This is a genomic window from Oscillatoria salina IIICB1 (assembly GCF_020144665.1).
Taxonomy (GTDB): Bacteria; Cyanobacteriota; Cyanobacteriia; order Cyanobacteriales; family SIO1D9; genus IIICB1.
Genome location: NZ_JAAHBQ010000082.1, coordinates 1 through 22,506, shown reverse-complemented (window position 1 = coordinate 22,506; position 22,506 = coordinate 1). Strand labels below are relative to the sequence as shown.

At 43.1% G+C, this 22,506-nt stretch carries 18 protein-coding genes and 1 tRNA gene; 12 read left to right on the top strand and 7 right to left on the bottom strand.

The genetic code is table 11. The features are described 5' to 3' along the window. Positions 1 to 59: 59 nt before the first annotated feature. Positions 60 to 1,193, top strand: coding sequence for a glycosyltransferase family 4 protein (locus G3T18_RS20535; RefSeq protein ID WP_224412455.1), 1,134 nt, complete (start codon positions 60 to 62; stop codon positions 1,191 to 1,193). Between the two features lie 567 nt (positions 1,194 to 1,760). Beyond that, positions 1,761 to 4,361 (top strand): adenylate/guanylate cyclase domain-containing protein, encoded by a 2,601-nt coding sequence (locus tag G3T18_RS20530; protein WP_224412454.1) that lies wholly within the window; start codon positions 1,761 to 1,763, stop codon positions 4,359 to 4,361. Between the two features lie 106 nt (positions 4,362 to 4,467). On the opposite strand, the gene G3T18_RS20525 is transcribed toward G3T18_RS20530, so the two are convergent. Next, on the bottom strand, positions 4,468 to 4,746 hold the full coding sequence (locus G3T18_RS20525) for a DUF7219 family protein (protein WP_224412453.1): 279 nt from the start codon (positions 4,744 to 4,746) through the stop codon (positions 4,468 to 4,470). Between the two features lie 417 nt (positions 4,747 to 5,163). Between G3T18_RS20525 and purC the strand changes: the two genes are divergently transcribed. The 7 genes from purC to G3T18_RS20490 all read left to right on the top strand — a co-directional run bounded on the left by purC (position 5,164) and on the right by G3T18_RS20490 (position 13,747). Further along, positions 5,164 to 5,904 carry a phosphoribosylaminoimidazolesuccinocarboxamide synthase gene (gene purC / locus G3T18_RS20520; RefSeq protein ID WP_224412452.1) on the top strand — a complete coding sequence of 247 codons (741 nt, stop codon included), beginning with the start codon at positions 5,164 to 5,166 and terminating at the stop codon, positions 5,902 to 5,904. 240 nt (positions 5,905 to 6,144) lie between these two features. Beyond that, entirely contained in the window at positions 6,145 to 8,388 is a 2,244-nt protein-coding gene (locus G3T18_RS20515) for a BamA/TamA family outer membrane protein (protein ID WP_224412458.1), read from the top strand. A gap of 112 nt (positions 8,389 to 8,500) precedes the next feature. Then, complete coding sequence (lpxC, locus tag G3T18_RS20510; protein WP_224412457.1) at positions 8,501 to 9,382, top strand: UDP-3-O-acyl-N-acetylglucosamine deacetylase; 882 nt, start codon at positions 8,501 to 8,503, stop codon at positions 9,380 to 9,382. 22 nt (positions 9,383 to 9,404) lie between these two features. Next, complete coding sequence (gene fabZ / locus G3T18_RS20505; protein WP_224412451.1) at positions 9,405 to 9,926, top strand: 3-hydroxyacyl-ACP dehydratase FabZ; 522 nt, start codon at positions 9,405 to 9,407, stop codon at positions 9,924 to 9,926. A 109-nt stretch (positions 9,927 to 10,035) separates the two neighbouring features. Continuing rightward, complete coding sequence (lpxA, locus tag G3T18_RS20500; RefSeq protein WP_224412456.1) at positions 10,036 to 10,833, top strand: acyl-ACP--UDP-N-acetylglucosamine O-acyltransferase; 798 nt, start codon at positions 10,036 to 10,038, stop codon at positions 10,831 to 10,833. 173 nt (positions 10,834 to 11,006) lie between these two features. After that, positions 11,007 to 12,164, top strand: coding sequence for a lipid-A-disaccharide synthase (gene lpxB / locus G3T18_RS20495; RefSeq protein WP_224412450.1), 1,158 nt, complete (start codon positions 11,007 to 11,009; stop codon positions 12,162 to 12,164). 278 nt (positions 12,165 to 12,442) lie between these two features. Then, positions 12,443 to 13,747, top strand: coding sequence for a sensor histidine kinase (locus G3T18_RS20490; RefSeq protein WP_224412449.1), 1,305 nt, complete (start codon positions 12,443 to 12,445; stop codon positions 13,745 to 13,747). Here G3T18_RS20490 and G3T18_RS20485 read toward each other — a convergent pair. From G3T18_RS20485 to moaC, 3 genes are all read right to left on the bottom strand, one after another. Next, on the bottom strand, positions 13,744 to 14,376 hold the full coding sequence (locus G3T18_RS20485; RefSeq protein WP_224412448.1) for a hypothetical protein: 633 nt from the start codon (positions 14,374 to 14,376) through the stop codon (positions 13,744 to 13,746). The two genes, G3T18_RS20490 and G3T18_RS20485, sit on opposite strands and share 4 nt — an antisense overlap. A 130-nt stretch (positions 14,377 to 14,506) precedes the next feature. Continuing rightward, positions 14,507 to 16,240 carry a pentapeptide repeat-containing protein gene (locus G3T18_RS20480; protein WP_224412447.1) on the bottom strand — a complete coding sequence of 578 codons (1,734 nt, stop codon included), beginning with the start codon at positions 16,238 to 16,240 and terminating at the stop codon, positions 14,507 to 14,509. Positions 16,241 to 16,505: 265 nt separating this feature from the next. Then, positions 16,506 to 17,009 carry a cyclic pyranopterin monophosphate synthase MoaC gene (gene moaC, locus G3T18_RS20475; RefSeq protein ID WP_224412446.1) on the bottom strand — a complete coding sequence of 168 codons (504 nt, stop codon included), beginning with the start codon at positions 17,007 to 17,009 and terminating at the stop codon, positions 16,506 to 16,508. 52 nt (positions 17,010 to 17,061) lie between these two features. Between moaC and G3T18_RS20470 the strand changes: the two genes are divergently transcribed. Beyond that, positions 17,062 to 17,135 (top strand) — tRNA-Arg (locus G3T18_RS20470). 92 nt (positions 17,136 to 17,227) lie between these two features. Here the strand turns inward: G3T18_RS20470 and G3T18_RS20465 are convergent. The 3 genes from G3T18_RS20465 to G3T18_RS20455 all read right to left on the bottom strand — a co-directional run bounded on the left by G3T18_RS20465 (position 17,228) and on the right by G3T18_RS20455 (position 20,439). Beyond that, a complete protein-coding gene (locus G3T18_RS20465; RefSeq protein WP_224412445.1) occupies positions 17,228 to 18,496 on the bottom strand; it encodes an MFS transporter in 1,269 nt (422 codons plus the stop codon). A gap of 31 nt (positions 18,497 to 18,527) precedes the next feature. Further along, positions 18,528 to 19,541, bottom strand: coding sequence for a glycosyltransferase family 2 protein (locus G3T18_RS20460; RefSeq protein ID WP_224412444.1), 1,014 nt, complete (start codon positions 19,539 to 19,541; stop codon positions 18,528 to 18,530). 199 nt (positions 19,542 to 19,740) lie between these two features. Beyond that, a complete protein-coding gene (locus tag G3T18_RS20455) occupies positions 19,741 to 20,439 on the bottom strand; it encodes a C40 family peptidase (protein WP_224412443.1) in 699 nt (232 codons plus the stop codon). 15 nt (positions 20,440 to 20,454) lie between these two features. Here G3T18_RS20455 and G3T18_RS20450 point away from each other — a divergent pair, with 15 nt between their 5' ends. Continuing rightward, positions 20,455 to 21,396 (top strand): serine hydrolase, encoded by a 942-nt coding sequence (locus G3T18_RS20450; RefSeq protein ID WP_224412442.1) that lies wholly within the window; start codon positions 20,455 to 20,457, stop codon positions 21,394 to 21,396. 225 nt (positions 21,397 to 21,621) lie between these two features. After that, positions 21,622 to 22,443 (top strand): hypothetical protein, encoded by an 822-nt coding sequence (locus G3T18_RS20445; RefSeq protein ID WP_224412441.1) that lies wholly within the window; start codon positions 21,622 to 21,624, stop codon positions 22,441 to 22,443. The last annotated feature ends 63 nt before the right edge of the window (positions 22,444 to 22,506 follow it).

Below are 22,506 nucleotides of genomic sequence, written 5' to 3'. Positions count from 1 at the left end.
CTACTGTCTATAGGAAAATATTTCACAAGCTTAGTTTTAGCGAAAGTTAGCAGTTTTCTATGAGAATCGCCTTATTTACAGAAACCTTCTTACCCAAAGTTGATGGTATCGTGACTCGCCTGCGTCATACAGTCGAACATTTACAACGTAATGGTGCTAACGTTTTAGTAATTGCTCCTGATGGGGGACTAACTGAATACAAAGGCGCAGTTATTCACGGTTTATCGGCTTTTCCTTTGCCTTTGTATCCAGAGTTAAAATTAGCATTGCCTCGTCCGACAATTCGGAAAGTTTTAGCAGATTTTAAACCGGATTTGATTCATGTAGTTAACCCGGCTTTTTTAGGGCTTGCAGGTTTATATTATGCCAAAGGAATGCGTATTCCTTTAGTAGCTTCTTATCACACTCACTTACCTCAGTATCTCCAACATTACGGACTTGCTGCCTTAGAAGGTTTACTCTGGGAATTGTTGAAAGGAATGCACAATCAAGCTCATTTAAATTTGTGTACTTCTTCGGCAATGGTACAAGAGTTAGTTAATCATGGCATTGAACGAGTAGACTTGTGGCAGCGTGGTGTCGATACGGAAATGTTTCGTCCGAGTTTAGCTTCGCCAAAAATGCGCGATCGCCTTTCTCAAGGTAACTCGGATTCTCCTTTATTACTTTATGTCGGGCGTGTTTCTGCCGAAAAAGAAATCGATCGCATTAAACCTATCCTCGAAGCCATTCCGAATGCGCGTTTGGCGATCGTTGGCGATGGACCCCATCGAGAGGCTTTAGAAGCTCATTTTGCAGGCACTCCGACCTATTTTGCCGGCTATATGCAAGGTATGGAACTGGCTTCGGCTTTTGCTTCGGCTGATGCTTTTATCTTCCCCTCCCGCACGGAAACCCTTGGTTTAGTTTTACTTGAAGCAATGGCGGCTGGATGTCCCGTTGTCGCTGCACGCTCCGGAGGTATTCCCGATATCGTCACCGATGGCGTTAATGGCTACTTATTTGAGCCAAATGACCCCCAAGGCGCGATCGCGGCTACTCAACGTCTCCTCGCGGCTACTGACGAACGAGAAACGATTCGCCAAAATGCCCGTTTGGAAGCCGAACGCTGGGGTTGGGCTGCGGCTACACGACAATTACACAACTTCTATCAAACTGTCATCGATTCTCAATCTCTGGCGATCGCTGCCTAAAGCGATCGCTGTTTTTTATATTAATTCCGGGTGCGCTAGATAACGCACCCTTCTTTGAAGCAAAAAACTACACAATTCCGCAATCTTACTGTTTTATCTTTTCAATTTGACCGATAAAATTGCTCTCAAGTGTATCTATTACTGCAAAATTGGGAAAGCAATCCTCAACAATCGGTGTAAATCCCAAACTTGATTTGCGCAACTCAGGCTGGTTCTCAATTAAGTCAATGGATACTCATCGCACAACCAATAGTTCGCCGATAAAATTTAGATGGCGATCGCTGCAAGAGTTGCTGGCGCTCGATGCGCCAATCGCTCGTTTTTGGGATCGGGGTTAAGTAAAAACCGCAAGGCTAAAGTCTCCGGTTAAGCTTAAGAAAAGCATCTACCTTAGCAATAAGCCAATTTACTTTTGGATTGCTAAAATCGCGACAGATACGAAGTTTTCAACCTGCCAAAAGTAATTTTTTGCTCTTGACAAAATAATGAATATGTGATACCAAAAAAACCTGATTAAGTTAAATAATTACTTCGCGTCTTTTCGTAACCTCGTTCGCGCCTTTTCTAATGACACTATCTAACACTGGTAGCATCTTAGCGACCTTAACCCAGCTTACTCAACTAAATCGGACGAACGTCCTCACCAATCGAGTTAAAGACCTCTCAATTGGTGAATTTATCTGCTTGCTAGATTTTATCACTGCTGAGTTCCAGCAGTTCCTCCGAGCGATCGAAATGATCAATAACGAAGCTCTAGAGACAATGTTAGAGCAGATCATGGATGCTTTTACGCTCAAAATCGGTCAAATCTTGAAAGCAGATCGTACCACAATTTTCTTAGTTGATGCCGAAAAAGGTCAACTTTGGTCGCGAGTCAGCCAAACCGATAAAAGTAAATCTAGAGACTTACGCATTCCTCTTAATGTGGGAATTGCTGGTTATGTAGCCGCGACGGGAATATCTTTAAACATTACTGACGCTTACAATCATCATTTATTTAATAAAGAAATCGACGAAATCCCTGGATATCGTACCAAATCGTTGCTTTGTATGCCAATTGTTAGCAGCGTCAATCAGGTAGTTGCCGTTGTCCAATTACTCAACAAAGCAGGAGATAATTATTTTGACGAAGAAGACGAACAGCGCTTTCGAGATTTTGCTTCTTCTATTGGTATTATCCTCGAAACCTGTCAATCTTTTTATATGGCAGCGCGAAATCAACGCGGTGCATCGGCATTATTAAAAGCTACTTCTTATCTTGGTAAAAGTTTAGACTTAGAAGCAACCCTGAAATCCGTTATGGAACAGGCGCGAAATTTAATGCAAGCCGACCGCAGCACCTTATTTTTATTAAGTAAAGAAACGGGGGAATTGTGGAGTAAAATTGCTAGTGCAGACGGCAAGAAAATTATGGAAATTCGCATTCCCGCTAATCGGGGAATTGCCGGATATGTAGCTTCTACAGGTCAAACTTTAAACATTCCCGATGCTTATAAAGACCCGCGTTTCGATCCGACAACTGATAAACGCACTGGTTATTGTACTCGCAATATTCTTTGTATGCCAGTGTTTAATTCCGCAGGCGAGTTGATTGGAGTAACGCAGTTAATTAACAAAAATCAAGGTAGTTTTACTTCTTCCGATGAAGAATTTATGCAAGCGTTTAATATTCAGGCAGGAATGGCGCTGGAAAATGCAAAATTGTTTGAAAATGTCTTGACAGAAAAACAATATCAAAAAGACATTCTCCAAAGTCTTTCTGATGCAGTGATTTCTACCGATTTACAAGGTAAAATTGTGACGATTAACGATGCCGCGATCGCGTTACTCGGCTGTCCGGAAGAACACCTGAACCAAGAAAATAATCGCGAATTGTGGGAGTGTAAGTTAATCGGTCGCTATGTCTGGGAAGTAGTTCCTATTGAAAATCTACAATTTCGCCTTACTGATAGTCTGAAAACAGGCGCAAAACATTACGTTCCCGAACAAACTTTACGAATCGGAGTATATTTTCGTTCTAAACCGGAAACTGGCGAACAAAGTAATCTACGTTCGCTAAATTCATTAAATGGAGTCTTTATTTTAGCTATTCCTCAACCTCATAATCCTGATGTTTATCTTCCTTGGAATGAAAGTGATTGGGATTCTAAATCAGTTCCTTATTTAGGGAAAGGACAAGTAGAAACTATCGAACGCAGTATTAATCTTACTGTCAATCCGCTTACTAATCCAGAAGGTAAAGTTAGAGGAGGTTTAGTAGTTTTAGAAGATATCAGTCGCGAAAAGCGGATGAAGTCAACTCTTTATCGTTACATGACTCCTGGAGTAGCCGAACAGGTGATGGCGTTAGGAGATGATGCTTTAATGATTGGAGAACGGAAAGAAGTTACGATTTTATTCTCCGATATTCGCGGTTACACCACCTTGACCGAAAATTTAGAAGCTACAGAGGTAGTTTCACTGCTAAATCAGTATTTTGAAACAATGGTTGAGGCAGTATTTAACTATGAGGGTACGCTAGATAAATTTATTGGTGATGCTTTAATGGCAGTTTTTGGCGCACCTTTACCTTTAAAAGAAAATCATGCTTGGATGAGCGTACAATCGGCGTTAGATATGCGTCACCGTTTAACAGAATTTAATAAAAGACGTATTTTTGCCGCCCAACCTCAAATTCGTTTTGGGATTGGAATTAGTTCTGGAGAGGTAGTATCGGGAAATATTGGTTCGGAGAAACGGATGGATTACACTGTCATCGGCGATGGTGTCAACTTGAGTTCTCGTTTAGAAAGTTTAACCAAAGAGTACGGTTGCGACATTATTATTAGCGATTCTACCAAACAACTGTGTGGCGATCGCATTCTCGTCCGCGAGTTAGACAAAATTCGTGTCAAAGGCAAAAATCAAGCTGTCAAAATTTACGAACTAATTGGGAAACAACACGATTGGGTAGACGGGACAACAGAAAAATTTCTCGAATTGTATCATCTTGCTAGAGATGCTTATATGAGCCGAGATTTTCACAAAGCTAAAAATTTATTTCTTAATGCTTCAGAAATTCGTCCTAGCGATCGCGCCGTTTTACTACAATTAGAACGTACTCAAAATTATCTCGACAACCCACCTCCTCCTACTTGGGATGGAATTTACACGATGACAACCAAGTAACTCTGGTTCTCCTCCCTTTCCCCATTAAATATCGAATAGAGGCACGTTTCGCCGTGCCTCTATTTTGTTGACAAATAAACTAACTTATGCTCTTCATTTTGATTATTCACGATTCCTCCTCACTTTGAAAAGGATTTTCGCCAATTCTCAGTTGTTTTTTCGATTGGGTTAGTTGTTGCCAAAGTTCTCTAATTTGCTTGTAAGCTTGGTCTGGAGGTACTTTACCACCAGTTTCTAGATTGCAGATGTAGTTAACTCGTTGAGCAAATTCTTGCAAATTCGCGTTAAAAACCACATTTTCCGGCTTAACCTGTCCCCGATAGGTACTTCGCGGGTAGAGGAAATTATCTTTTTCTCGATCTTTATCTTTATCTTGTTCTGTCATTAATATCTCCTCTGAGTAAGAATTTTATAGTTATTAGTTATTACTTAACATTTAACAGTGATAATCAGCAGTGACCAGCGATCGGCGATTGGTTAGCAACGATCGGTGACTAATGACCAGCGATCGCTTAGCAATTACCAGTTTATCCTCTCCTTCTTGTTCCCTCCTTATCTCCCATCCCCTACTGGGGAGCGATTGGGTGAAAACCCCAATCAGCAACTCCAGGTTACTTAAGTATGACGGTTTGTTCTACCTAATAAGTTGATTGTGATTTTTATCTTAATCTTATTTTAACCTAAAGTAAACTTTGATTTAATTATCGAAAGGTAGTGAAAGCAATAAAAATCACTAAAGCCATCTTTCACTACCACAGCAAGTGCAATATTGTGGTAAATGTTCCCATCCAGAAAGCCATTTATGTTTCAAGCAGAAAAACTCTACGAAGGTAAAGCTAAAATCGTTTATACAACCCCAGAACCAGAAATTCTGCTAACCGTATACAAAGACGACGCAACCGCCTTTAACGCCCAAAAACGAGGGCAAATTAAAGGAAAAGGCGCAATCAACTGCACGATATCAGCAGCATTATTTGAGATGCTAGAAAAACAAGGCATAGCCACACACTACATCGACAAACCAGCAGAAAACGAAATGCGAGTGCGAGCGGTAAAAATTATTCCTTTAGAGGTAGTAGTCAGAAACATTGCGGCGGGTAGTCTGTGCAAGCAAACAGGCTTACCATTAGGCAAAGTGCTACCCCAGCCATTAGTAGAATTTTATTACAAGAAAGACGAACTCGGCGATCCCTTGTTAACACGCGATCGCCTATTATTGTTAGAACTAGCTACGCCAGCCCAACTCGAACAACTGCAAACCACAGCCTTAACCATTAATCGTCACTTAAGCGACTTTTTCGGCAGTTGCGGGATCGATTTAGTAGACTTCAAACTAGAATTTGGTTTAGATAAAGAGCAAAAACTGCTTCTCGCTGACGAAATCAGCCCCGATACCTGTCGTTTGTGGGATCGTAGCGAAACTGACCAAAAAGCACGAGTGCTTGATAAAGACCGCTTTCGTCAGGACTTAGGGCAGATAGAATCAGCATACCAAGAAGTCAGGGAAAGAGTGTTAGCGCAATTAGGGATGGGAAAGGATTAAAGATTGGGAGAGGGGGTTTTCACCAGACCAGTTATCGGTTATCAGTTATCAGTAGAGATTAGAGACAAGGAACAGGGGGGAGGACAAGGGAGAGAGGAAGGAATTGTTGGACAAATTGATAAGGTGCTAATCCCCAATACCCAATACCCAATCCAAGAGTCCCTAATCCAAGAGTCCCCAATTTGTAGCGATCGCGGTCATAATAAACTACTAAGAAAAAAGCGATCGCGTTCTAGCTTTATGTGGTGTGTGGCAGTGGTAAACAAAATCAAACAAATATACTTACGGCAATTGTTAATCCCAGCCTTAGCAGCTATTGCTACTGTAGCTTTATCTGAGCCAGTCAGAGGTCAAACTGCTGATGAGATTGAAGGTTTAGCGGAAATAGCGGTTCAAGAGGAGATTATAGTTGAATCTGAGCCGGAATCTAGTTCGCTGTTAGCTCAAGAAACAGAAACAGTAGTTGATGTCAGGGAAACAGACGAATCTAACTCGAACTCAGCAACCGTTGTCATCGAAACGACAACCGAAGCAACCGAGACTTTTCCTTTACCCAAAATTCACGAAGAAGTAGAAGGAGAACCAGAAACAAACCAAGCAGAAATAGCAAATCCTGAGTCGTTAGTCTCCCTAGAGTCAATAACTCCTGACTCTGAGTCTACAGAATCTACTGTGGCACAAGACCAACCTCCGGCTCAAGAACCGCGAGTCTTAGTTGCAGAAGTTCTCGTGCGTGGTGTCGAAGGAGAACTAGAACAGCTAGTTTATAACACCATTAGCACCCAACCAGGACGGGCGACAACTCGCTCCCAACTGCAACAAGACGTAAACGAAATTTTTGCTACTGGTTACTTTTCCAACGTCACTGTAGTCCCCGAAGATACCCCCTTGGGAGTGCGAATTACTTACCAAGTCGAACCTAACCCCATCCTCCGAGATGTCGTAATTCAAACAATTCCCCAAGGAGAAGGAGAACGGGTACTGCCAGAATCAGTAGTAGATGAAATTTTTGGCGAACAATACGGAGATATTCTCAACCTCGTTGAATTACAAGGCGATATTCAAGAGTTGAATGAATGGTATCGAGAAAATGGCTACGACCTCGCCCAAGTAGTCGATGCTCCCGACGAACCAGGAGAAATTTCCCAAGATGGTGTCGTCACCTTAGTCGTCGCTGAAGGTGTAATCGAAAATGTACGAGTGAGATTTTTTGATGAGGAAGACGAGGAAGTAGATGGTCGTACTCGCGACTTTATTGTCACGCGAGAAATTGAGTTAGAATCTGGCGAAGTTTTCAACCGCGAAACCGCCCAAAGAGACTTGCAGCGAGTTTTTGGCTTAGGACTCTTTGAAGACGCGCGACTCTCCTTCGCCCCAGGAGACGACCCCAGTCAAGTCGTTGTCAATGTCGATGTCGTCGAAAGAAATACTGGTTCGGTTGCTGCGGGTGCAGGTATTAGTTCTGCAAGCGGATTCTTTGGCACAATTAGCTATCAAGAGCAAAACCTCGGCGGTAATAACCAGGATCTCTCCGCCGAATTACAAGTAGGAACCAGAGAATTACTCTTTGACCTTCGCTTTACCGATCCCTGGATTGCTGGCGATCCCTATCGCACTTCTTATACAGTTAATGCTTTCCGCCGACGTTCCATTTCCTTAATCTTTGACGGTGGTGAAGAGGAGGTAGAGTTACCGAATGGCGATCGCCCCCGCGTCGTGCGTACTGGTGGCGGAATTACCTTCCGTCGTCCCTTAGCCGATGATGTCTTCTCCCAGCCAGAATGGGCGCTTTCTACCGGATTTCAGTATCAACGAGTATCCATTCGCGACGCTGATGGGGAACTCGCACCCGAAGATGAATTAGGGAACGACCTTGCCTTTAGCGACGACGGCAGCGACGATCTCTTTATCTTGAGTTTTGGTGCAGTCCGCGATCGCCGCAACAGCATTTTTCAACCTACTGATGGTTCGGTAATCCGTTTCAGTGTCGATCAAACCATTCCCATTGGTTCTGGAAGCATCTTCTTCAATCGCCTCCGAGGTAGCTATAGTTACTATATCCCCGTAGACTATACCGACTTCGCCGAAGGTGCAGAAGCCCTCGCTTTTAACTTCCAAGCCGGAACAATTCTCGGCGACTTACCTCCCTACGAAGCCTTCTCTCTCGGCGGTACCGACTCCGTACGCGGTTACGACGCTGGAGATGTCGGTAGCGGTCGCAGTTATGTCCTTGCTAGCGCCGAGTATCGTTTCCCCCTCTTCTCCTTTCTCGGTGGCGCCTTATTTGTAGACTTCGGTAGCGACCTAGGTACGGGCGATAACGTTCCTGGTAATCCGGCTGGCGTTCGTGACAAACCAGGTACCGGATTTGGCTATGGTGTCGGCGTACGCATTCAATCTCCTCTCGGTCCGATTCGCGTTGACTACGGACTTAATGACAACGGTGACTCTCGCCTCCACTTCGGGATCGGAGAAAGGTTTTAACCAAGGTAGAGACGTAGGCAGCCGCGTCTCTACCTCAACTAGCATTGATTATTTACACCAACCAAATAAAAGTCTTTTTCTCTCAGCAAAACCTTGTAACAAAACAGAAAATATGCCTTCAACGATCGCTAAACCTTTTCAAATTTCCGGAATAGGCTTGCACTCAGGAAAAACAGCCACAGTGCGCGTAATGCCCGCCACACCAGGCGAAGGACGTTACTTTGTCCGGATTGACTTACCCGGAGAACCTTCTATTCCAGCCCTAGTCGAATCCGTAAACCAAACCACCTTATCCACAGAATTAGCAGCCCAAACCGCCACCGTACGAACAGTAGAACACCTACTCGCAGCCTTAACAGGTAGCGGTATAGACAACGCCAGAATTGAAATCGACGCTGGCGAAGTACCCTTATTAGACGGTTCCGCCAAACAATGGGTAGAAGCGATCGCCACCGTCGGCATACTGGGGACTGAGGACTGGGAACCCCAAAGAGAGGGGAGAGGGCGAAGTTACTTACAAACCAATCCCCAATCCCCAATCCCCAATCTCCAATCCCCAATTTGGGTACAAGAAACAGATGCTTTCGTCGCCGCCATACCCGCACCCGAAACCAGATTTACCTACGGAATCGACTTTGAAATAGCAGCCATCGGCAAACAGTGGTACAGTTGGACGCCAAGTCAAGAAAGCTTCGCCCAAGCGATCGCCCCCGCAAGGACTTTTGGTTTAGCTTCTCAAATCGAGAAGGTGCGTCAAGCAGGATTAATCAAAGGCGGCAGCTTAGACAACGCCTTAGTTTGCAGCGACACAGGCTGGCTTAATCCTCCCTTAAGATTTGCAAATGAACCAGTACGTCATAAACTTTTAGACTTAGTAGGAGATTTAAGTTTACTGGGGACAATCCCCGTAGCCCATTATCTCGCTTACAAAGCCAGTCACAAGCTGCACGTCAACTTGGCAAAACAGCTACGCGCTTTATTCACGACGCCATAACCATCCATCAAAATGCAAAACTATGTCTACACTCACCGACGTTAACAAACCCAATAATCTCAACTCCGCCGAGGAGCAAACTGAAACTACTCAGCCAGAGCAGAGCGTGAAAACAACTTTTACCGTTGAAGAAATCCATCAACTGCTACCTCACCGCTATCCTTTTGCCTTAGTAGATAGAATTATTGATTATATTCCCGGAGAAAAAGCCGTCGGAATCAAAAATATTAGCTTCAACGAACCTCAGTTTCAAGGACATATTCCCGGACATCCCATTATGCCAGGAGTGTTAATAGTCGAAGCAATGGCACAAGTAGGTGGTATTGTTTTAATTCAGTTACCAGGAATGGCAGGTGGCTTTTTTATGTTCGCCGGAATCGATAAATTCCGCTTTCGTCGTCCCGTCGTCCCTGGCGATCGCTTGGTGATGACTGTGGAACTATTACGCTTTAAAAGCGGTCGTTTTGCCAAGATGCAAGGACGCGCTGAAGTTGATGGCGAATTAGCCGCAGAAGGCGAAATGCTCTTTTCTTTGGCAGATTAGCACCCCAGCCACGCACTCAGCAGGCGTGAAAACTTTTGCGCTCATGCTGAGGTGCTACTAGCTACGATTAAATAAAATTGCAGACTTAAGATTCATGTCTAGTTGCCCGTTGAAGACATTAATTCATCCTACTGCTGTTATTCACCCCCATGCTAAATTACACCCCACAGTGCAAGTAGGTGCTTATGCAGTAATTGGGGAAAACGTCAAAATCGATCGCGAAACTACTGTTGGTCCTCATGCTGTCATTGAAGGAGCGACAGAAATTGGTGCGGGTAATCGGATTTTTCCCGGTGCTGCTATTGGTTTAGAAACTCAAGATTTGAAATATCGCGGTGCAAATAGTTGGGTAAAAATTGGCGATGGTAATCGGATTCGCGAATATGTGACTATCAATCGGGCAACTAATGAGGGCGAGGCGACAATTATTGGTAATAATAATTTACTGATGGCTTACGTCCATGTGGCTCATAATTGCCTTATTGAAGATGAGGTGGTAATCGCTAATAATGTGGCTTTAGCGGGTCACGTACATATAGAATCAAAAGCAACAATTGGTGGTTTAACAGGCGTTCATCAATTTGTTCGCGTTGGTAGTTTAGCGATGTTGGGTGCTATGAGTCGTATCGATCGCGATGTCCCACCTTTTATGTTAGTTGAAGGAAATCCCGCGCGGGTGCGATCGCTAAATTTGGTCGGTTTGCAACGTAAGGGTTTTTCCTCTGAGGAAATTAGCTTACTCAAAAAAGCTTTCCGCATTCTTTATCGTTCGGATCTCAGTTTCGATCGTTCTCTCGAAGAGTTGGATTTACTCCCAGATTGCCAATATTTACAGCATTTGCTCCGCTTTTTACAGGTTTCTACTTCTCCTGGTTATCGTGGCTTGATTCCCGGTAAGCGTCATTAGGGATTGGGGACTGGGGACTGGGGACTGGGGACTGGGGACTGGGGATTGGGAAGAGGGGGGAGACAAGGGAAGGGGGACAAGGAAGAATTGGAAGAATTGGAAGAATTGGTAACTGATAACTGCGGGTATGTGATAATTGATAACTTTAATTGCGGCTACGTGCTAACTGAATAATGCGTATTTTTATTAGTACGGGTGAAGTTTCTGGAGATTTACAAGGGGCGCTACTAATTGAGGCTTTGCAACGCCAAGCAAAGGTAAATAACCTTGAATTAGAAATTTTCGCCTTGGGTGGAGATCGCATGAAAGCAGCCGGGGCAATTCTGCTTGGTAATACAACTAATATTGGTTCGGTGGGTATTCTCGAATCAATACCTTTTGTTTTACCTACTCTCCAAATTCAACGTCGGGCTAAACAATTTTTACGGGAAAATCCGCCCGATGTTTTAGTTTTGATTGATTATCTCGGTCCAAATATTACTATTGGTTCTTATGTGAAAAAACATTTGCCTCAAGTACCAATAGTTTATTATATTGCTCCTCAAGAATGGGTTTGGTCGCCGCCTGTAGGAAATACGAGTCGGATTGTGGAAATAACTGACCTTTTGTTGGCGATTTTTACGGCTGAGGCGCGTTATTTTCAAGCAAAAGGTGTAAAAGTTAGTTGGGTGGGACATCCGTTGTTAGATCGGATGCAAACTGCTCCTAATCGAGAAGCAGCGAGAAAAGATTTGGGTATTGCTGACGATCGCTTGGCGATCGCGCTTTTTGTGGCTTCTCGTCAACAAGAGTTGAAATATCTTCTGCCAATTATTTTAACTGCTGCGCAACAACTTCAAGCTAAATTTCCTCAAGCAGAGTTTTTAATTCCCTTGTCAATTGACAGTTTTCACGATCTAATTCAAGACAATTTACAAAAATATAATCTTCAGGCGACAGTAATCAAAGGAAAGACATTAACAGCGATCGCGGCGGCAGATTTAGCAATTACGAAATCGGGAACTGTTAATTTAGAAATAGCTTTATTGAACGTTCCCCAAGTAGTTATTTATCGAGTTAATCCGATGACAATGTGGATTGGCAGAAAATTGCTCAACTTTTCTATTCCTTTTATGTCGCCCGTGAATTTAGTCTTAATGGAGGAAATTGTCCCGGAATTATTACAAGAAAAAGCCACACCTGAGCGAATTTTCCAAGAAGCAAAAGAATTGCTAATTAATTCAGCGCGACGTGAAGAAATACAGCAAAATTATCAGCAAATGCGGGAAAATTTGGGGACAAGAGGAGCTGGCGATCGCGCTGCTCAAGAAATTATTCAATTAATTAGCTAAAATTAACTGAAACTTAACTATAATAAAAAAATCAGCTCGCTAAATAACAAGTTTAAGATTATTAGTTATCACCTCTCCCCCAGCTCCTCTCCTGCGAAGAGAGGGGAGAATAATTTTTAAATTGTTTGAAAAATTTTCAACTATTAATTACTTACCCTTCCGTGAGAGAGAAGGGGATTAGGGGGTTAGATTAGACAATTCTTTTTGGGAAGAAAAAGAGATGGGGAATTATTAGTTGTAAAATAAGAGCAACCTAAGATTGGCTACCAACTGACAAAATGATTGGTTCAAAAAAAATCCACCAAGCTAATTTCCAAAGTCTGCGCTGGCGATTGTTGTTATCATATTTAACAGTAATGGCAGCAATATTAGGCGTCTTTGCCGCAGGAGTATATGTTTTTTTTACCCGCAGTTATTATCAGCAAATGGACGAAAAACTGCGAACTTTAGCCCAAGCAGCAACTCCTTCTTTAGCAGAAATAAAACAAGAAGGTAATGATTATTTAGAGCGAGTAGATGAAGTACCGTGGCGAGATTTATTTAACCGCGATCGCCAAAGTTTAGAATGGTTTAATTCTGAAGGTACACCTCTAGCGAGTCGGGGACAAGTTTCCTTAGATTCTCAACCAGAAACAGGTGCATTAACCGAAAGAGATACCGCCCAAACCTCCTTAATTCGCACTTATACTATTTCGGTATTTAGCGATCCCCCAAATGATTCTAGTCAACCATCATTAGAAGGTTATATTCGCGCTAGTCAATCAATGGAAGCGTTACAAGCTGCCCAAAATCAATTAATTTGGGGTTTAGGAATGGGTGGAATTGTAGCTTTAGGATTTGTAGGGATTGGCGGATTATGGCTGACAAAATTAGCAATTCAACCTGTAGAAAAAAGTTATCAACAATTAAAACAATTTACGGCTGATGCTTCCCACGAATTGCGATCGCCAATTGCCGCAATTAAAACTTCTGTAGACGTAATCCGATCGCATCCAGAGCGAATTCATCCTAAAGATGCCAAAAAACTAGCCGCGATCGCCAGTGCTTCGGCTCAAATGACAGAATTAGTCGAAGATTTGCTCTTTCTCGCACGTACTGATGCAACCACAGTGCGCGAACAAACAACTGTTTCTCTAAATGAAATTTTACAGGATTTACTGCAATGGCTGGAACCTTTAGCTACTGCCAAAGGAATTAATTTACAAGCGGATCTAGACTTATCAGTTTCAGTTTTCGGCGATGCTGCTCAACTCAATCGTTTATTTGCTAATTTACTCGAAAACGCTTTGCAATATACACCTCAAGGAGGCAAAGTTACTGTTTCTCTAGCCAAACAAAATCGCTTCGCTGTAGTTAATATTAAAGACACCGGGATCGGAATTTCACCCGAACAATTACCTTATATTTTCGATCGCTTTTGGCGTGCTGATAAAGCGAGATCGCGACGAGAAGGAGGTACAGGATTAGGATTAGCAATTGCGAGCGCGATCGCCACCCAACACAAAGGTAAAATTACCGTTACCTCACAAGTTGGAGTTGGTAGTTGTTTTCAACTACGTTTACCACTAGAGCGCTCTAATTAAAATATCTCAACCAACCAACCGCAAGAAAAACCCAACCAAGTCACCGCAGCAAAAGTCAGAATTTGTTGCTTAAAAGTAAATCCGGCTGTATCCATTCGCATCCAAGCATTTGAGCCAAAACAACTAGCCAAAAAACCTAAAAGTAAAGCTACAGGTAGAGGACAAGTATTACCCAAAACAGCTACATCGCCGCCAAATTCACGATTATCTAATAAAAACCAAGCAATCAAAAACATAGCGATCGCCAAAAGCCCAGCTAACCAAAAACCATCTCGAAGCGCATGTTTGAGATCCTCACCGATTAATAACATTGCCCAACTCAAAACAAAAGCAGAAGCTAGTGCGATCGCCACCATCATCGCGAGAAATTGGAACGGCATCGAAACAGAAACAATTACCGCGATCGCCGCGATAATGGGAACAAATCTCGTCCAAGATCGATCCACCGTCCAAATTAACGCTCCTGCCCATGCTAACACCCAAGCTGACAGCCGTGCCTGGTAACTGGTGAGTAATAAACCAAAGAAAAAATACCCCAGCCACAGTAAAAACAATAAAAATAGAGGCAGTCGGCTGTAGAATTCTTTATCAACGAGCGCTTTCGAAGGCTTAGTTGGAGAAGGTTCCATAATTTATCATAAAAGACTGTAGGTTGGGATACCAGTTATTAATCTTTAGCTGCCCAAAAAATTTTCCCAAAGTAAATTCTTCTAATCGCCCCTCCTAGTGCTGATGTCTATATTTTAATTATTTGACATCCTAACTGCTTTCAGGACGCAAAACTTCTGCATCCAACATAGTAACGCTCGCGCGAATTGCCTCTCCCACTAAAGAAAATCTTTCCGCCTCCTCTGCTGTTGCTTCCCAAAGTACAAGCTTTTTGCGAAACTCTTCATTTTTCTTGGCTCGCTTAAAAATCGTTTCAATTAAAATTTTCCTTTGAATTTCTCGCGTTGAAATACCCTCTTGTTGCAGAAAATTTAGTAACCGCTCGATACTCATAACAAATTCCTCTGGTGGTTGAGAAATCACGATCGCTCGAATTTGACTAATCACTTGCTGATAAGTACGCGATCGCCGATCGGGCGGTGGAGGAAGAGGCTTTGGTGAAGGTTCTACTTGTAAATTCTCCTGCTTATTAATCTTTAGCAATTTGAGAATTGTTTCCCGATTATTAGTAACTCGGTTCCCCATTTCTGGATATAAAGATAAAATACGCTCGCTTAATAATTTAGCATTCACAAAACGGTTGGCAGTTAATTGTAGTTGATACTGTCCCTCACTTTGGAGATAAGATTTCACCTGAAGCTGTACATTGGCACATTCTAACTCTACTTGAGTCAAAGTAAAAACCAACACTTCCCAATTCGGAGGTTGAGAAAATCTTACCTCAATAACGGCATTATTTTCGCGATTCGGATTAGCAAATTCACCAGGAGCAAAATCGCGTCCTACCGGATAGCGATCGCTTTTACTTTTAGTTTCATAATTAAAGCGAGTATAAATATAATTACACTTCACTTTCGATAAATCTACTTCTTCGAGTTCCCAGCCTTCAATACAACAGCCAGTTAATTCTGCTCCATCTAAATTAGTGCGTACCAAATGGCTTTTCATTAAATAAACATCAGCTAAATTAGCTTCAGATAAAATCACATCTTTCAGATAAGCCCCACTTAAATCCGCTCTATTTAAAGAAGCTCCGCGTAAATTAGCTTCTGTTAAATCAGTTTGTAATAAATAAACATCCTGCAAATCAGCTCGGACTAAATAAGCATTTCGCAAACTAACTTTCAACAAATAAGCACCTGCAAGATTAGCTCTACTTAAATCAGCACGATCGAAATTTGACTCGCTGAGATCGGCATTCGTAAGAATCGTCCGATGTAAGTCAGCTTCTTGTAAATTAGCCCCCCGCAAATAAACATTATTCAGATTAGCTTCTGTTAAGTTAGCTTTGACTAAATTTGCTTGTCGTAAATTGGCTTCTTCTAAACAAGCTTCTCGTAAATTAGCTCCAGAAAAATTAGCTTCAATCGAACTACTTCGAGCTAAATTTGCCTCCATCAATTCTGCCGATTCTAGCTCGACATTGTTGAGTTTAGCGCGTTCGAGATTTACCCGATCTAGTTTAGCTCCCCGCAGATTAGCACCCGTTAAATCGGCATCTTGTAAAATTGCCCAATTGAGATCCGCCGCTGACAAACTGGAAAAGCGCAAATCTACTTTACTCAACTCGGCACGAGTTAAAATTGCTTGGTCTAAGTTAGCACGAGTTAATGTGGCATTGTGCAAGTCAGCTTGACGTAAACACGCACCAGTTAGTTTGCTATTGTTTAAAGAAGCCCACCTCAGATTAGCACCTGTTAGGTTAGCTCCGGTTAGATCGATGTCGCGTAAATTTGCCCCACTCAAGTTTGCACCGTTAAGATCGGTATGGGCAAAATCTCGTTTTCCTTGTCGATACAGAGTCAGAAATTGTTCTATTTGCATGAAGCATTGGGATCTTAACTTGAACGCGGAATGGCATCGATCGACACGCCAATTCACTATTATGCTCTTAGTGTGACATAGTGGGGATTGGCGTTTTCACCTTATCAGTTATCAGTAATCAGTTATCAGTCAGGATTGTCAAGAGAAGAAATTGAGCAAGGTGAAATTAGAATAACTGGGGATTCGAGGGTAGACTGGTAACTGTTCACTGTTCACTGGCTGGGGTTTGGGGATTGGGAGTGGGGGAAGATAAGGGGGAATTAATCTAAGTTGCTTGTTGATGAAAATAATCGCCGCTTTTACCTCCAGTCTTACTCAATAAATAAATTGCTTCGATCGCCATTGATTTTTCTAAGGCTTTTGCCATGTCGTAAAGCGTGAGGGCGGCAATGGAAACTGCTGTTAGGGCTTCCATTTCTACCCCGGTTTCTGCTTTTGTCGTTACGCTGGCTTGAATTTGATATCCGGGTAATTGGGGATCGGGGGTTAATTGTACTTCAATTTTATGTAAAGCTAAGGGATGACAGAGGGGAATTAAATTAGCTGTCTGTTTGGCTGCCATAATTCCTGCTAGCTTGGCTGTGGCGATGACATCTCCTTTGGGTGTATTTCCTGCCGCGATCGCTGCTAGTGTCTCTGCTGACATCCTTACTCTTCCTACTGCTATGGCTTCTCTTCTGGTTGACTGTTTCTTGGAAATGTCTACCATCTGCGCTTCCCCCTCAGCATTGAGATGAGTTAGTTTTTGATTTTCTCTTTGCTCTTGCATTATTTATTTTGTTTGTGATATGATTTATATCTGTTGGGTAAATTACCTACACGGGCTTGTAGCTCAGTGGACTAGAGCACGTGGCTACGGACCACGGTGTCGGGGGTTCGAATCCCTCCTAGCCCGTTTCCTAATCTTAAGTACACAGTTACCAATTAAGAAAAATAGCTTGACAAAAAGCTATTTATGTGATAAGCAGTAACTGTTGATTTTGACATTTATGACGATCGCGGTTCGAGGACTTCCAGAGCTTCGAGGGCATAAAGATCTTTTCCTCGTCCCGTTGCAAAGCGGAAAGAATGGCGGGCATCTTTACTCGATTGGGTAAGAAAAATAATCAAGGCGATCGCCGATAAACTGGTAGCAACCAAAAATAAGCCTCGATAGGTGAGCAGGGCGACTAAAGAGCCTAAAAAGGGACCGCCGAGAGCAGTTCCTAAATCAAATCCACCAATAGATAAAGAATAGACGATCGCCCGTTCATTTGGTAAAGAACGATCGGACAAGACAGCGATCGCCATTGGCATTAAAGTACCTACACCTATTCCTTCAAAGATAGCGGAGAAGACAAAAGCAGTAGAACTATAAGCGATCGCTAGTAAAAACATCGATAGCCCAAAAGAAACTAAACTTAAACTCACAAACAAACCTCTTCCATAGCGATCGGAGGCTCTTCCGGTCATTACACGAGCAACAAAAGAGGCGATCGCGGCGGCTGAGTAATACCATCCTGCATTGAGATCGACTGCTGCATCTCTCATAAAGCCAGGCAAATATGACACGAGAATACCAAATCCAGTTCCAATCAACAATAAAATAATCGTCGGAACGCGGATACGAGGACTAGCTAATAAACGCCATAATTGACTTAATTGAGATTCACGATCTGGGTGAGATCCTAAGCTGTGAAATCTTTGCTCTTCCCTTACTTGAATTGCCAACAGAAACGCGATCGCTCCCAAAACTGCGGGAATAAAAAACAAAGATTTGTAATCGACACTTGCTTGTAAAAAGCCACCTAGCGCCGGACCAAAAGCCATACCGAGTGGGATCGCCAAACTCATATAGCCCAGCAATTCGCCTCGTTGTTTAACTGGCGAGATATCCACCACTAAAGCACTGTAAGCCGTAGTAAAAGCCGCAATACTAATCCCGTGAAAAGCCCTAGTCACCATTAACCAAGGAATTGACTGGAAAAACACATAGCCCAAAGGCGCGATCGCCGCAACTCCAGTCCCGATTACGACAACTATCTTCCGACTGCGGCGATCGGCTAAATTTCCCAGCCACACCCTCGACAACAGTAAACCGATCGCAAAACAACCCATCACAAAACCAACCTGCTCCGGTGGTGCGCCCAAGTCCTCAATGTATAAAGGTAAAGTGGGCAGCATTGAAGTTAAACTTGTCCAGAAAGCCAACCCAGAAAAGAACAGAAATAAGAGATTTCGCAGTTGGGATCGTTCTAGAGTCGAAAAAATTTTCACAAGTTGAAATGTTTAGGCAAAATAGGGATCTTCATTTACCATTCTTAACATTATTTTCCACAATTTCTCTGACTCGGTAGATAGGTCTGTCCTGAGATTCGTGATAAGTTCGCATCAGCAACTCACCCAAAAGCCCGAAACAAAAGAATTGTACGCCTGCTAAGAGTAAAACTACCGCCAAAATCAACAACGGGCGATCGCCAATATTTTCTTGCAATCCTAGCTTCAAAAATGTCAGATATCCGCCCAACACCGTACCCACAAACATCAACAGCAAGCCCAGCGAACCAAAAACGTGCATCGGACGAGTAAGAAACTTCTTCATAAACCAGATGGTTAATAAATCCATCAACACCCGAAAAGTTCGCCCCAAACCATACTTACTTTTACCAAAACGACGAGCATGGTGACGTACTGGTAACTCAGCTATTCTCGCACCTTCAATAAAAGCCAAAGCAGGTAAAAACCGATGTAACTCGCCATACAGATTTAAATCTGCCACCAATTCTCGACGATAAGCCTTCAGAGAACAACCGTAATCGTGTATCCTCACCTCAGTAACACGTCCGATCAGCCAATTAGCAATTTTAGAAGGAAGCAAGCGTGTCAAAGCCGCATCTTGTCTATTTTGGCGCCAACCACTGACTAGATCGTAACCCTCCGCCAACTTCGACAACAGCATCGGAATATCCGCCGGATCGTTTTGCAAATCAGCATCCAAAGTCACGATCGCTCGCCCTCTAGCACACTTAAATCCCGCCGCCATTGCTGGCGTTTGTCCGTAGTTACGCCGCAAAATTACTGCCTTGACATTTTCCTGGGTCTGTGCTAAATGCTTTAACAATTCTGTAGAACCATCGCTAGAACCATCATCCACACAGATAATTTCATAACTGAGTTGATTTTCATGGAGAATTTGCGCGAGATATTCGAGCAAATGAGGTAAACTTTCCACCTCATTGTAAATCGGCACAACTATCGAAACATCAAGAATTTCTTCTTGAGACTGAAAATTTTGAATTGTTGAAATTTGCGAAGTTATCACAACCACACCTTTAATTAGAGACTAGGGATTGGGGATTGGGGACTAGGGATTGGGGATTGGGAAACTAGGAGACTGGTGAGGTGGTGACTGGGGATTGGTGAGGTGGTAACTAGGTTCAGTGAACAGTGAACAGTTATCAGTTTATCCTCCTTGTCTCACTTGTCTTCCCCCTCTTCCAAGTCTTCCTAATCCCCAATCCCTAATCACCAATCCAAGAGTCCCGATAACTATTCATCACTCGACCAACTCCCCACAATTGGCGATAATAAGCACGACTAATCTCGTCTCCATTTTCCGATAATTGGTCAATCCCAATCCCATTACGACCCATTTCCACCCCAGAACTATGAATATAGTAACCGTCACCCAGATAAAGAGCGACGTGATCGACTTTACTAGCTTTAGCAAAAAAGATTAAATCGCCAGGGAGGATTTCGGCAAGGGGAATTCGCTCAGTAAAATCAGCTTGTTGATAAGAATCTCTCGGTAGCCAGATGTCTGAAGCAGCAAAAGCAGCTTGCATCAAACCAGAACAGTCATAATTAGGAGCAACTGTACCTCCCCAAAGATAATAATTGGGCTGTTGCAGCGCCGCTTTAGTAAAAGCGATCGCTGTGGGGAGACAATCGACAATTTCTGAGCGAGAGAATGCTTTTGGCTGGTATTTTTCAACCGCAGGTGTAAGATGAGCAAGATCTGCTTTTCGTAACCAAGCGCGATAACCATCTTCGCACAAACGCACTTCAATCGCCTCATTAACAGGAGTTGAAGTTAAAATTTGCAAATGTCGTCCCACCGCAGCTTGAGTTGCCAAGCGATCGCCTTCTGGAGAATCATATAGGTTGAGGTCAACCTGAGTATAATATTCGCCGCTATCAGTTTTCAGTAGCTTAACCATTAAAGTTTTTTTGTTATGACCTTTTTTCACCAAGACGAAAAATTAGCACAACTGGGTACAGAAATTTTAGAGGCAACTTGGGCAAAATTTTCGGATTTAGCCCAAAATCAAATTGCCCTTACTTGGATAGTTTACGATCGCCCGGTGATTGTGAATACTGGTGGCGCTCTTTCCTCGGAAGAGTTTTGGAAGTATCCCGTGCGAGGTTTCAGTTATCGAGGAGTAGAGCGAATTTATCCAGCTAGCGTGGTAAAACTGTTTTACCTGGTGGCAATTCACGAATGGCTGGAAAATGAGATGATTCCCTCTTCTTCTGAATTAGAGCGCGCAATTCGGGATATGATTGTTGAGTCTAGTAACGATGCGACGAGTTTAGTCGTCGATATGTTAAGCGGTACGACCAGTGGACCTGAGTTAGCCCCTGGACCTTTTGAAACTTGGAAATCCCAGCGTAATCTTGTCAATCGTTACTTCCAATCTTTAGGCTGGGAAGAATTAGCAACAATTAACGTCAATCAAAAAACCTGGTGTGAAGGTCCCTACGGACGGGAACGGATGTTTTTAGGTGAGATAATGGAAAATCGGAATATGCTCACGACGAACGCTACTGCCCGATTGCTACATAGTATTGTGGGAGGAGTAACAGTTTCCTCCAGGCGATCGCAAACGATGATGAATCTTCTCCAACGTAGCCTCCAACCCCCCGCTCTTGCCACTAACAGCGAGGAAAATCAAGTTACAGGCTTTTTCGGCTCAGGTTTGCCGGCAAATGCTCAACTGTGGTCAAAAGCAGGCTGGACAAACTCTGTACGTCACGACGCTGCTTATATTGAAATTCCCGACAAACAACCTTATTTGTTAGTCGTGTTTCTCGAAAGTAAAACCTACAGCCAAAACAAAGATATATTACCCTTTATTTCGGGTGCGATCGCTGGCGCTTGTCCCCATCAGTCTTAAGGAATCTTGACAAATCGAGTTTGACCAGCGATGAGTCCCGCGCTATAATCGCGTGATTTAGCGTCGGGATACATGGACGACAAAAGTCAATTGCTGAGTTTGACAAACTTGGAATCAAAATTTTCGTAAATTAACTACTAGTAGAGGTTTTCCCAATACAGTTTGGAGATAATATACTAAGCTTGGTTTAGTTTATTGGTTGTTAATAATAATTGAGGAGTGACTGTGAACGTAATTTCTTCCCGACTAATAGCAACTCTCTTAGGTATGACTGCTTTAGCCATTGCTAGCCCAGCTAAAGCACAAACCTCACCAGAGATTGTTCCCTCAGACGTTACTGTAACCCAAATTGAGGATCTCGATCGCCTGACAAATTCTGAAGAACCGACAGTAATTCCGATCGCAGTTGAACATTTTCAAGTTGCTGATTCCCAAACGGTAACTCCCGAACCAGACTCAGAAGTAGTTACTATCGAAAAAGCGCCTACTGGGGAACCTACACCGGGAACAGTAGCCACTTCTGTCGAAGCTTTCAGACAAGCGCCAGTACCCGCCCCTGTCAGTCAAACTGCTCCCCCAACTAAAAATACTCCTATTGCACAAACTAGCATCGAACCAGGTCGTCTGACTCAAGGTAATATTAGCTATGTGGGTGTCGGCTTTAACATCGGTTTTAGCGATGAAGATACTGGCATCGGTGATGGTGGTTTTGCAGTTAACGGTAAAATTGCTCTGAGCAATAATTTATCAGTACGACCCGCAGCTATCATTGGTGACGAAACCGACTTTATCATTCCCATCACATACGACTTTACTATTCGAGGAGAAGATCCCTTCGAGCCAATTATCTTTAAACCCTATGTTGGTGGCGGTGTCGCTTTTAGTACAGGCGATAACGACAATGTGGGCTTCGTACTTTCTGGTGGCGTAGAGTACCAGTTGACCCGCGAGTTTGTGGCTAATGCTAATCTCAATGTGGGCTTTATCGAAGATTCTACAGCAGTAGGTTTACTGCTTGGTGTCGGTTACATCTTTCCCGGATTTTAAATTTTAGTTGGTAGGGGCAACTGAGGAATATTGCCCCTACTAAGTTCAGCTCCGGAGATATTA

What these genes read in the sequence shown, in the direction of transcription:
- G3T18_RS20485 (WP_224412448.1), bottom strand. Translation starts at nt 14,376, where the DNA reads ATGGAACCTTCTCCAACTAAGCCTTCGAAAGCGCTCGTTGATAAAGAA.
- lpxC (WP_224412457.1), top strand. Translation starts at nt 8,501, where the DNA reads ATGCCTTCAACGATCGCTAAACCTTTTCAAATTTCCGGAATAGGCTTG.
- G3T18_RS20450 (WP_224412442.1), top strand. Translation starts at nt 20,455, where the DNA reads ATGACCTTTTTTCACCAAGACGAAAAATTAGCACAACTGGGTACAGAA.
- moaC (WP_224412446.1), bottom strand. Translation starts at nt 17,009, where the DNA reads ATGCAAGAGCAAAGAGAAAATCAAAAACTAACTCATCTCAATGCTGAG.
- G3T18_RS20515 (WP_224412458.1), top strand. Translation starts at nt 6,145, where the DNA reads ATGTGGTGTGTGGCAGTGGTAAACAAAATCAAACAAATATACTTACGG.
- fabZ (WP_224412451.1), top strand. Translation starts at nt 9,405, where the DNA reads ATGTCTACACTCACCGACGTTAACAAACCCAATAATCTCAACTCCGCC.
- G3T18_RS20455 (WP_224412443.1), bottom strand. Translation starts at nt 20,439, where the DNA reads ATGGTTAAGCTACTGAAAACTGATAGCGGCGAATATTATACTCAGGTT.
- G3T18_RS20530 (WP_224412454.1), top strand. Translation starts at nt 1,761, where the DNA reads ATGACACTATCTAACACTGGTAGCATCTTAGCGACCTTAACCCAGCTT.
- G3T18_RS20535 (WP_224412455.1), top strand. Translation starts at nt 60, where the DNA reads ATGAGAATCGCCTTATTTACAGAAACCTTCTTACCCAAAGTTGATGGT.
- G3T18_RS20525 (WP_224412453.1), bottom strand. Translation starts at nt 4,746, where the DNA reads ATGACAGAACAAGATAAAGATAAAGATCGAGAAAAAGATAATTTCCTC.
- G3T18_RS20490 (WP_224412449.1), top strand. Translation starts at nt 12,443, where the DNA reads ATGATTGGTTCAAAAAAAATCCACCAAGCTAATTTCCAAAGTCTGCGC.
- purC (WP_224412452.1), top strand. Translation starts at nt 5,164, where the DNA reads ATGTTTCAAGCAGAAAAACTCTACGAAGGTAAAGCTAAAATCGTTTAT.
- G3T18_RS20480 (WP_224412447.1), bottom strand. Translation starts at nt 16,240, where the DNA reads ATGCAAATAGAACAATTTCTGACTCTGTATCGACAAGGAAAACGAGAT.
- lpxB (WP_224412450.1), top strand. Translation starts at nt 11,007, where the DNA reads ATGCGTATTTTTATTAGTACGGGTGAAGTTTCTGGAGATTTACAAGGG.